This window comes from Enterobacter sp. MGH 33, from assembly GCF_000534535.1.
Lineage (GTDB): Bacteria > Pseudomonadota > Gammaproteobacteria > Enterobacterales > Enterobacteriaceae > Enterobacter > Enterobacter hormaechei_C.
The window spans coordinates 4,870,607-4,881,851 of the sequence record NZ_KI973212.1 but is presented as its reverse complement, the minus strand read 5'-3'; the positions used below and the strand labels follow the sequence as shown (position 1 = coordinate 4,881,851).

The 11,245-nt window shown below is 57.0% G+C and carries 7 protein-coding genes; 5 read left to right on the top strand and 2 right to left on the bottom strand.

Translation table 11 applies throughout. From position 1 onward, the window contains the following. The first annotated feature begins 52 nt into the window (after window positions 1–52). The 3 genes from hmsP to L379_RS01290 all read left to right on the top strand — a co-directional run bounded on the left by hmsP (window position 53) and on the right by L379_RS01290 (window position 5,217). Window positions 53–2,059, top strand: a complete 2,007-nt coding sequence (hmsP, locus tag L379_RS01280; protein WP_032655474.1) for a biofilm formation regulator HmsP — start codon at window positions 53–55, stop codon at window positions 2,057–2,059. 159 nt (window positions 2,060–2,218) lie between these two features. Then, the gene (gene dctA / locus L379_RS01285; RefSeq protein WP_032655470.1) at window positions 2,219–3,514 is read left to right on the top strand and encodes a C4-dicarboxylate transporter DctC; all 1,296 of its coding nucleotides are present in this window, start codon (window positions 2,219–2,221) and stop codon (window positions 3,512–3,514) included. Window positions 3,515–3,726: 212 nt separating this feature from the next. After that, the gene (locus L379_RS01290) at window positions 3,727–5,217 is read left to right on the top strand and encodes a M16 family metallopeptidase (protein ID WP_023295577.1); all 1,491 of its coding nucleotides are present in this window, start codon (window positions 3,727–3,729) and stop codon (window positions 5,215–5,217) included. A 62-nt stretch (window positions 5,218–5,279) separates the two neighbouring features. Here the strand turns inward: L379_RS01290 and L379_RS01295 are convergent, their stop codons facing one another. Beyond that, a complete protein-coding gene (locus tag L379_RS01295) occupies window positions 5,280–6,209 on the bottom strand; it encodes a 2-dehydro-3-deoxygluconokinase (RefSeq protein ID WP_032655468.1) in 930 nt (309 codons plus the stop codon). 230 nt (window positions 6,210–6,439) lie between these two features. Between L379_RS01295 and pdeH the strand changes: the two genes are divergently transcribed. Then, window positions 6,440–7,213 (top strand): cyclic-guanylate-specific phosphodiesterase, encoded by a 774-nt coding sequence (gene pdeH, locus L379_RS01300; RefSeq protein WP_015571521.1) that lies wholly within the window; start codon window positions 6,440–6,442, stop codon window positions 7,211–7,213. Between the two features lie 65 nt (window positions 7,214–7,278). Beyond that, window positions 7,279–9,321, top strand: a complete 2,043-nt coding sequence (locus L379_RS01305; RefSeq protein ID WP_023295575.1) for an AsmA family protein — start codon at window positions 7,279–7,281, stop codon at window positions 9,319–9,321. A gap of 510 nt (window positions 9,322–9,831) precedes the next feature. Here L379_RS01305 and L379_RS01310 read toward each other — a convergent pair. After that, the gene (locus L379_RS01310) at window positions 9,832–11,154 is read right to left on the bottom strand and encodes an MFS transporter (RefSeq protein ID WP_015571519.1); all 1,323 of its coding nucleotides are present in this window, start codon (window positions 11,152–11,154) and stop codon (window positions 9,832–9,834) included. Between the last annotated feature and the right edge of the window lie 91 nt (window positions 11,155–11,245).

Sequence of the window (11,245 nt, the reverse complement as noted above, 5' to 3'; positions counted from 1 at the left end):
CCAGGTTTACACCCTGGTGCGCCCTGCGCTTCGAGTTTTGTGGAGAGTCATTTTGCGTGTCAGCCGTTCCTTAACGATCAAACAGATGGCGATGGTGTCTGCCGTCACAATGCTGTTTGTCTTCATCTTCTGCGTCATTTTGCTGTTTCACTCCGTACAGCAGAATCGCTATAACACGGCTTCGCAACTGGAAAGTATTGCCCGCTCGGTGCGGGAACCCCTGTCAGCCTCGATCCTGAAAGGGGATATCCCCGAGGCGGAATCCATCCTGAAGCGCATTCAGCCCGCCGGTATCGTGAGCCGCGCGGATGTCGTGCTGCCGAACCAGTTCCAGGCGCTGCGGATGAGTTTTATCCCGGAGCGTCCCGTCCCGATGATGGTGATGCGCCTGTTTGAACTGCCGGTGCAAATTTCCCTGCCTCTCTATTCCCTGGAAAGACCGGCTAACCCGCAGCCGCTGGCCTACCTGGTGCTACAGGCCGACTCGTACCGCATGTATAAATTCGTCATGAGTTGGGTTGCTACGTTAGTGACTACTTACTTACTTTTGACACTAATGCTGAGCGTGGCGCTGACGTGGTGTATCAACCGGTTAATTGTGCATCCGTTGCGCCGCATAGCCCGGGAGCTGAACGACCTCTCTCCACAGGAGCACATGGGGCATCAGCTTCCCTTGCCGCGCCTGCATCACGACGATGAAATTGGCATGCTGGTCCGGAGTTACAATATCAACCAGCAGCGTGTCCTGCGTCAGCAGGAAGAGCTCAGTAGCAACGCCACCCGTTTTCCGGTATCCGATCTGCCAAACAAAGCGTTTTTAATGGCCTTGCTGGAGCAGACCGTCGCCCGCCAGCAGACCACCGCGCTGATGGTGATTGCCTGCGAAACCTTGCAGGACACGGCGGGCGTGCTGAAAGAGAGCCAGCGCGAGATGCTGTTGCTGACGCTGGTGGAAAAGGTGAAATCCGTTCTGGCGCCGCGCATGGTGCTCACCCAGGTCAGCGGTTATGACCTGGTGGTGATCGCGCACGGTGTTAAAGAGCCGTGGCACGCCATTACGCTAGGTCAGCAAGTACTCACTGTCATTAATGAGCGGCTGCCCATTCAGGGTATCCAGCTTCGCCCGAGCGCCAGCATCGGTATTGCGATGTACTACGGGGGGCTGACCGCCGAGCAGCTTTATCGTCGGGCCTTCTCGGCCGCGTTCACCGCGCGCCGGAAAGGCAAAAACCAGATCCAGTTCTTTGATCCGGAGCAGATGGAAAAAGCCCAGCAGCGCCTGACGGAAGAGAGCGACATTCTGACGGCGATGGAAAATCGCCAGTTTGCGCTCTGGCTACAGCCGCAGGTCAATTTGCGCACGGGTGAAGTGACCAGCGCCGAAGCGTTGCTGCGTATGCAACAGCCGGACGGCACGTGGGAGCTGCCTGAGGGGATGATCGAACGTATCGAGTCCTGCGGCCTGATGGTCACCGTCGGCTACTGGGTGCTGGAAGAGTCCTGCCGCCAGCTTGCGGCCTGGCAACAACGAGGCATCACGCTGCCGCTGTCGGTGAATCTCTCTGCGCTACAGCTGATGCACCCGACCATGGTGCCGGAGATGCTCGAGTTGATCCACCGCTACCGCATTCAGCCCCACACGTTGATCCTGGAAGTCACCGAGAGCCGTTGTATCGACAATCCTGACGATGCTGTCGCCATTCTGAAACCGCTGCGTAATGCCGGGATCCGCATTGCGCTGGACGATTTTGGTATGGGGTATTCCGGCCTGCGTCAGCTCCAGCACATGAAAACGTTGCCGGTGGACGTCCTGAAAATCGACAAAACCTTTGTGGAAGGGCTGCCGGAGGATTGCAGCCTGGTACAGGCCATTATTCAGATGGCGCACAGCCTGAATCTGCACGTCATTGCCGAGGGTATTGAAACCGACGCCCAGCGTGAGTGGCTGGCTGCGGCGGGCGTCGAGAGCGGACAGGGCTTCCTGTTTGACCGCGCCGTACCGACGGATATCTTTGAGAAACGCTATCTCGCCGACGCTGGCAATAACGCAAAAGTGTAATTTTGTTGCTGGCTTGTGCGAGCCAGCTCAAAGTTCTTAACATTTGTGTTTCAAATTTGAACCCCGTTTATTTCTGTCCTGTTATGTGGGTGTTATTTTAAAGCCGCAGGTTAACCATAACCTTACAAAGCCTGTAGTTTTTCTTTCCAGGGACACCCTATGAAAACCTCACTCTTCAAAAGTCTTTACTTCCAGGTCCTGACAGCCATCGCCATCGGTATTCTGCTCGGTCACTACTATCCGGAGCTGGGCGCGCAGATGAAACCGCTTGGCGACGCGTTCGTTAAGCTCATCAAAATGATCATCGCGCCGGTCATTTTCTGTACCGTGGTGACCGGTATCGCTGGCATGGAAAGCATGAAGGCGGTCGGGCGTACGGGGGCGGTTGCCCTGCTGTACTTCGAGATTGTCAGTACCATCGCGCTGATTATCGGTCTGATAATTGTCAACGTGGTACAGCCTGGCGCGGGCATGAACGTCGACCCGGCCACGCTGGATGCGAAAGCGGTGGCGGTTTACGCTGAACAGGCGAAAGATCAGGGGATTGTTGCCTTCCTGCTGGACGTGATCCCGAGCAGCGTGATTGGCGCGTTCGCCAGCGGAAACATCCTCCAGGTGCTGCTGTTTGCCGTGCTTTTTGGCTTTGCCCTGCACCGTCTTGGCAGCAAAGGCCAGCTGATTTTTAACGTCATTGAAAGCTTCTCGCAGGTGATCTTCGGCATCATCAACATGATCATGCGTCTGGCCCCGATTGGCGCCTTTGGCGCGATGGCCTTCACCATCGGGAAATATGGCGTCGGCACGCTGGTACAGCTTGGCCAGCTGATCGTCTGTTTCTACATCACCTGTATTCTGTTTGTGGTGGTGGTGCTCGGCTCCATCGCCCGTGCGACCGGCTTCAGCATCTTCAAATTTATCCGTTACATTCGTGAAGAGCTGCTGATTGTCCTCGGCACATCCTCTTCGGAGTCCGCGCTGCCGCGTATGCTCGATAAAATGGAAAAGCTGGGCTGCCGTAAGTCAGTGGTGGGGCTGGTTATTCCTACGGGCTACTCCTTTAACCTGGACGGCACCTCGATATACCTGACGATGGCGGCGGTCTTTATTGCCCAGGCCACTAACAGCCACATGGATATCTTCCATCAGATTACGCTGCTGGTGGTGCTTCTGCTCTCTTCAAAAGGGGCGGCGGGCGTAACGGGCAGCGGATTTATCGTGCTGGCGGCCACCATTTCGGCGGTGGGCCATCTGCCGGTGGCGGGCCTGGCCCTGATCCTCGGTATTGACCGCTTTATGTCTGAAGCCCGTGCGTTAACCAACCTGGTCGGCAATGGCGTGGCGACGATTGTGGTGGCGAAGTGGGTGAAAGAGCTGGATCACAAGAAGCTTAACGATACGCTGAATAACCGCACATCTGAGGACAAAACCCCCGGTTATCCTCTTAATCCCTCATAAATGCCCGTATTCCCTTGTGGGGATGCGGGCACCTGCGCATAATAACCGTTCATACCTGTCATAATTCGACAAGATTTTTTTTGGGTATATTTCACTTCCGCCCGTGACGTTTAGCCGAACACGCTGTCTAATCGGAAGGTTTTCATCGTCATCTTTGAGTGCTCACGTCGCGAGACACTCTCTTTAACCAGGAATGTTGATCAGGGGTTCACATGCAGGGCACAAAAATTCGACTCTTAACCGGCGGTTTGCTGATGATGGCAGCAGCCAGTTATGTGCAGGCAGATGCGCTCCAGCCAGACCCGGCCTGGCAACAGGGAACACTGGCGAACGGTTTCCAGTGGCAGGTATTATCCACTCCGCAACGTCCGAGCGATCGCATTGAAATCCGTCTTTCTGTGAATACCGGCTCCCTCACTGAAAGCACCCAGCAGACCGGCTTAAGCCACTTTATTCCTCGACTGGCGCTCACCCAGAGCGGCAGTTTGCAGGCGGTTCAGGTGCGTTCTTTATGGCAACAGGCCATCGATCCGAAACGCCCGCTGCCCCCGGCTGTGGTCTCCTATGACTACACCATGTTTAACCTGAGCCTGCCCAACAACCGTAACGATCTGCTTAAAGAAGCGCTGACCTATCTTTCGGATGCCACCGGCAAACTGGCGATTACGCCTGAGACCGTTAACTATGCGTTGAGCAACAGCGACATGGTGGCGACCTGGCCGACGGATACCAAAGAAGGCTGGTGGCGCTACCGCCTGAAAGGGTCAACGCTGCTTGGCCACGACCCGGCAGAGCCGCTGAAACAGCCGGTTGATGCCGCGCAGGTGAAATCTTTCTACCAGCAGTGGTACACCCCGGATGCCATGACCCTGATTGTGGTGGGCAACGTGGACAGCCGTGCGGTGATAGAACAGATCAACAAAGCATTTGGCGATCTGAAAGGGAAGCGTGAAACGCCCGCCCCTGTTCCTACCTTGTCCCCGCTGCGTCCTGAGACGGTCAGCATCATGACGGATACCGTGCGTCAGGATCGTCTTTCAATGATGTGGGATACGGCCTGGCAGCCGATCCGCGAGTCTTCTGCGCTGTTGCGTTACTGGCGTGCGGATCTCGCGCGTGAAGCGCTGTTCTGGCACGTTCAGCAGACGCTCAGCAAGAACAACGTGAAAGATATTGGCCTGGGCTTTGACTGCCGAGTGCTGTTCCAGCGCGCCCAGTGCGCCATTAACGTGGAATCGCCGGGCGATAAGCTGAATGCCAATCTCGGCGTGGTGGCGAAAGAGCTGGCTAAAGTGCGGAAAGAGGGCCTGTCTGAAGAGGAGTTTAACGCGCTGGTGGCGCAGAAATCCCTCGAATTGCAGAAACTGTTCGCCACCTATGCCCGCGCCGATACCGATATCTTAATCAGCCAGCGCATTCGCTCCTTGCAGAATCAGGTGGTGGATATCGCGCCGGAGCAGTATCAGAAACTGCGTCAGGACTTCCTGAACGGTCTGACCGTGGAGATGCTGAATCAGGATCTGCGTCAGCAGCTGTCGCAGGATATGGCGTTGATTCTGTTGCAGCCGAAAGGTGAGCCGGAATATGACATGAAAGAGTTGAAGGCCACCTGGAGCGCCATCATGGCGACGCCGCCGCAGCCAGCGCAAACGGCAGCCGATGATTTACACCAGGATGCGAGCGATATTCCGCAGGGCCAGTAAGCTCTGCGTTCCCTCAGCCCTGAGGGAGAGGGTTAGGGTGCGGGCATCAGCCCGCACAGTCCTTAAGCAGGCATCGCCTCGCGCGGAATAATCGCTCCGCGATACTGAATCACCGTGCTGGCCGTCAAGTGACCGCGCTGCGCCGCCGCTTCCGGCGTTCCCCCCGTCAGACGTACCGCCAGATACCCCGCGCTGAAAGAATCTCCCGCCGCCGTGGTATCGATTACCTTCTCTTTCGCCAGCTTCACCGCCGGCACCTCTGTCACGGCTTCACCTGCAACCGCCACCAGGCAAGACTCCGCCCCGCGCTTGATCACCACTTCGCTGACCCCGGCAGCCTGCGTCCGGGCAATGACCTCATCAACCGGTTTTTCGCCCCACAGAGCATCTTCATCATCCAGCGTCAGGAAGGCGATATCGGTGCATTCGAGCATCTGCTGGTAGACCTGCTGCGTCTCTTCGCGGCTGGCCCACAAACGCGGACGGTAGTTGTTATCGAAAATCACCTTACCGCCATTGGCCCGGCATTCGCGCAGCAGTGACAGCAGCTTTTTACGGCTCTCCTGGCTCAGGATCGCCAGGCTGATCCCGCTCAGGTAGAGATAATCGAAGGTCGCCAGTTCTTCGCAAATGGCAGCGGCGGCCTCGCTTTCCAGCCAGAATTTGGCGGCCGCTTCATTACGCCAGTAATAGAAGGTGCGCTCGCCGGTGCTGTCGGTTTCGATGTAGTACAAACCCGGCAGGCGGTTTTCCATTCGCTGGATCAGCGAGGTCCCAACGTTTTCACCCTGCCAGGCTTCCAGCATCTGCTGGCTGAAGCTGTCCGTTCCCAGCGCGGTAACGTAGCTCACGCTCAGCGCGTCGGGGGCGACCTGACGGGCAATGTAAACGGAGGTGTTCAATGTATCGCCACCAAAACCGCGGCTGACTTCCGCGCCTTTCTGGGACAGCTCAATCATGCATTCGCCAATCACGGCAATTTTTTTAGACATAGTCGTGAACCTGAACAAAGTAATTAAGGGTAGTGTGCGCTGTGTGTTTTTTATGGTCAACTATATTAAAACGACGTTCCATTATTTTTTTTGAGCCAGCGCGTATTCCGGCATATTTCTGTCATCTTAATTTCATTTTCCCGGTGAATTGAACATAAAGTTCTCACCTGGCGGGCCGATAACTCAGTGACGAGTCCAGAAAGGCTATCCCATACAACAGGACATCCGAAATGAAGTCAGAGCAGGTTATCCAGCGGCTGAGCACTACGCCTGAGGCAAGTATTGAGAACTTGCAGGAGCATCGCTACTGGCTGCAATGTGAGCGAGCGTACACCTATCAGCCCATCTACCGTACCGACGGTCGGTTAATGGCGATTGAGGTGTTAACGGTCGTCACTCATCCATCGAATCCTTCACAGCGTATTGCACCGGACCGCTATTTTGCGGAGGTTGCCGTGCGTCAGCGTATCGACGTGCTGGAAGAGCAGCTGAGAATGCTGGCGACGAAGCAGGCGTTCTTCGAGCAGCACGGTATTCTGGCGTCGGTGAACGTGGATGGCCCAACCCTGATGGCGTTACGTCAGAACGCGACATTGCAGGCGCTGATTGCCACCTTGCCGTGGATGCGCTTCGAGCTGGTGGAACATGTTCAGCTGCCACAGGACTCCTCGTTTGCCTCGATGTGTGAGTTTGGCCCGCTGTGGCTGGATGATTTCGGTACCGGTATGGCCAACTTCTCCGCCCTGAGCGAAGTGCGTTATGACTACATCAAAGTGGCCCGCGATCTGTTTATCATGCTGCGCCAGACGCCGGAGGGACGGAACCTGTTTACGATGCTCCTGCAACTGATGAACCGCTATTGCCAGGGCGTCATTGTGGAAGGCGTAGAGACGCTGGAGGAGTGGCGCGACGTGCAAAATTCCCCGGCAGCGGCGGCACAGGGTTATTTCCTCTCTCGTCCTGTCCCCATGGATACCCTGGAAAAGGTGATAACTACCCTCTGATCTGCCCGCTTCCCTTTGTCTGAACTATAGTTTTAGAGGCAAGTTCATCAGGAAAGGGGACAACAATGACAAAAACAACCAGGGTGATTTCCTGGACAGCAGGGATTTTCTTGTTGCTGATCGTGGTCTTAATCATCATTATCGCCACGTTTGACTGGAACCGGCTCAAACCGACCATCAACCAGAAAGTCTCAACCGAGCTAAACCGCCCCTTTGCAATACGTGGCGATTTGGGTGTCGTGTGGGAGCGCCAGAAAGAGGAAACCGGCTGGCGAAGCTGGGTGCCATGGCCGCACGTTCACGCCGACGACATCATTCTCGGCAACCCGCCGGACATCCCCGAAGTGACCATGATCCACCTGCCGCGCGTGGAAGCCACGCTGGCGCCGTTAGCCCTGTTAACCAAAACGGTGTATCTGCCGTGGATCAAACTTCAGCAGCCCGACGCGCGGCTAATTCGCCTGTCAGAGAAAAACAACAACTGGACGTTCGATCTCGCCAGCAGCGGCGATAAAGATCAGAATGCGCAGCCCTCTTCGTGGTCTTTCCGCCTCGACAATATTCTGTTCGATCGGGGGAGGATCGCCATTGACGATAAGGTGAGTAAGGCTGACGTGGAGATCCTCGTCGATCCGCTGGGTAAGCCTCTGCCGTTTAGCGAAGTGACGGGCAGTAAAGCCAAAGGCGATGACAGCAAAGCGGGCGATTACGTCTTCGGCCTGACGGCGAAAGGGCGCTACAACGGCCAGCCGCTGACCGGTAAAGGCAAAATCGGCGGCATGCTGGCGCTCAGGAGTGAGGGCACGCCGTTCCCGGTGCAGGCGGATTTCCGCTCGGGCAACACCCGCGTGGCGTTCGTGGGCACGGTTAACGACCCGATGAACATGGGCGGCGTCGACCTCCAGCTTAAGTTTGCCGGGGATTCGCTGGGTGAACTGTACGATTTGACCGGCGTGCTGCTGCCGGATACCCCGCCGTTTGAAACGGACGGGCGCCTGGTTGCCAAAATCAACACCGAAAAATCGTCCGTCTTTGACTACCGGAATTTTAACGGGCGCATCGGCGACAGCGATATCCACGGCACGCTGACCTACACCACCGGTAAACCGCGCCCTAAACTGGAGGGGGACGTTGAATCCCGCCAGCTGCGTCTGGCCGATCTTGGTCCGCTGATTGGCGTAGATTCGGGCAAAGGCACGAAGTCTAAAGAGGTTAAAAAGGACGTTCAGCCTGCGGGTAAAGTGCTGCCCTATGACCGCTTCGAAACCGACAAATGGGACGTGATGGATGCGGATGTACGCTTCAAAGGACGTAAAATTGAGCATGGCAGCACGCTGCCGCTGAGCAACCTCTCGACCCATATCATCCTGAAAAACGCCGACCTGCGCCTGCAACCGCTGAAGTTTGGCATGGCCGGGGGAACCATCTCATCGAATATCCACCTGGAGGGGGATAAAAAGCCAATGCAGGGAAGGGCGGAGATCCAGGCGCGTCGGCTGAAGCTGAAAGAGCTGATGCCGGACGTGGAGCTGATGCAGAAAACCCTCGGTGAGATGAACGGCGACGCGGATATTCGCGGCACGGGTAACTCGGTAGCGGCGCTGCTGGGTAGCGGAAACGGCAACCTGAAGCTGCTGATGAACGACGGGCTGGTGAGCCGTAACCTGATGGAGATCCTGGGGCTGAACGTCGGGAACTTTATCATCGGGCAAATCTTCGGTGACGACGAAGTACGCGTTAACTGCGCGGCGGCAAATCTGGATCTGGTCAACGGCGTGGCGCGTCCGCAGATCTTCGCTTTCGACACGGAAAACGCGGTTATCAACGTCACCGGTACCGCCAGCATGGCGTCCGAGCAGCTGGATTTAACCATCGATCCGGAAAGTAAAGGCATTCGTATCATCACCCTGCGCTCGCCGCTGTACGTTCGCGGGACCTTCAAAGATCCTCAGGCGGGCGTGAAGGCCGGGCCGTTGATTGCGCGTGGTGCGGTCGCCGCCGCGCTCGCTACGCTGGTAACCCCTGCGGCGGCGCTGCTGGCGTTGATTTCGCCGTCAGAAGGCGAAGCGAATCAGTGTCGGACGATTTTGTCGCAGATGAAGAAGTAGTCCCGTTTCTCCCTCTCCCTGTGGGGAGAGGGGGCTCCAGTAATTTGAAAGCAAAAGCTATAACGTTGCCTCAGAATAACTGAGGGCTTTCAGCGATGCCTCGGTCCGGCTGTAAATCGCTGAGGCGTTTCCTGTAGGCCGGGGCGAGGCGCAGGGATGCGCCGAGAGGGCGGGCTTTACAGGGATGTTACCTCCGCCCGTCCCCGATAAGCCGGAAGGAATAAGCCGAAGGCACCGCGAAGCGGCGATTTTCCGCCGGAAGCCCGGGTCGCCAGGGTGGTGGCGACTGAGCCACCCTGGCACGTTCACCGCTCATGTCGTGACAGAGTAGCAAGGAACATAAAGTGAACGGAATGACCACCTGAGCCGTATGTTCCCCCTCACCCCAGCCCTCTCCCTCAAGGGAGAGGGGGCCGTCTGTGCAGGCATTATTTTGTGGGGAGCCCTCAGCCCTGTGGGTGAGGGCTGAATCGTAGGCCGGGTAAGGCGTAGCCGCCACCCGGCATTCACTTACAGCGCCTGATGCTTCGTCTCGTGCGTCAGCAGCAGCGCAATCAGCGTCAGCGCTGCCATTGCCGCCAGATAGACACCCACATAGAACAGGCCATAGTTCGCCTGAAGCCATGTGGCGATATACGGAGCCACCGAGGCGCCCAGAATCGACGAAACGTTATAGGAGAACGACGCGCCGGTGTAACGCACTTCAGTCGGGAACAGCTCCGGCAGCAGCGCGCCCATTGGGCCAAAAGTCAGCCCCATCAGGCTCAGGCCAATCAGCAGATACGCCATCACCAGCGCAGGGCTACCTGAACCCAGCAGCGGCGGGAAGACAAACAGCGCGAACAGAATAATCAGCGAGGTGATGACGATCATGCTTGAACGACGGCCAAATTTATCCGCCAGCAGGCCCGCGATGGGCACCATCACGCCAAATCCGATGACCGCCATCATCAGCATCCACAGCACTTCGTTACGCGGCAGGCCCAGGCCGACCGGCGCGGCGGCGGTACTGAAGGTCATGGAGTAAACGGTCATGATGTAGAACAGCGTGTAGGTTGCCAGCATGATGAACGTGCCCAGCACGGTCACGCGGAGGTGTTTGGTCAGCAGCGTCCCCAGCGGAACTTTAACCTGCTTTTTCGCCGCGGCGACTTTAGCGAAGACCGGCGTCTCGTGCAGCGACACGCGAACGTACAGGCCAATCAGCACCAGCACGGCAGAGAAGACGAATGGAATACGCCAGCCCCAGTTCATGAACTGTTCATCAGTCAGCAGCCAGGAGAGGAGCAGGAAGGTGCCGTTAGCAAAGAAGAACCCAATCGGTGCGCCCAGCTGCGGGAAAGAGCCATACAGGGCACGTTTGCGCGCCGGGGCGTTTTCGGTCGCCAGCAGTGCCGCGCCGCCCCATTCCCCGCCCAGCCCCAGACCCTGCCCAAAGCGCGCCAGCGCCAGCAGCACAGGCGCCAGAATGCCAATAGTTTCATAGGTCGGCAGCAGGCCGATGGCGACGGTGGAGATCCCCATCGTCAGCAGCGAGGCAACCAGCGTCACTTTACGGCCGACGCGATCGCCAAAATGCCCAAAGACCGCTGAACCAATCGGACGCGCAACGAAGGCGATAGCAAAGGTGGCTAAAGACTGTAGCGTGGCTGCCGTCGGGTCGCCCTGAGGGAAGAAAATATGCGGAAAGACAATGACCGCAGCGGTGGCGTAAATATAAAAGTCGAAGAACTCAATGGCGGTGCCAATCAGCGATGCGACGACGACTTTATTGCGCGAGTTGACCGGAACGTGTTCCGCCCCTTCGTTAAGTGTGGTGGCTGTTGCTTGCATAATATTTTCTTATTTTTGGACGAACGAAGGGCCATATTAGGCATAGCAAAAGCGACATTTCAATCTGTAACAAAGGCGTGGTGTGGTCATA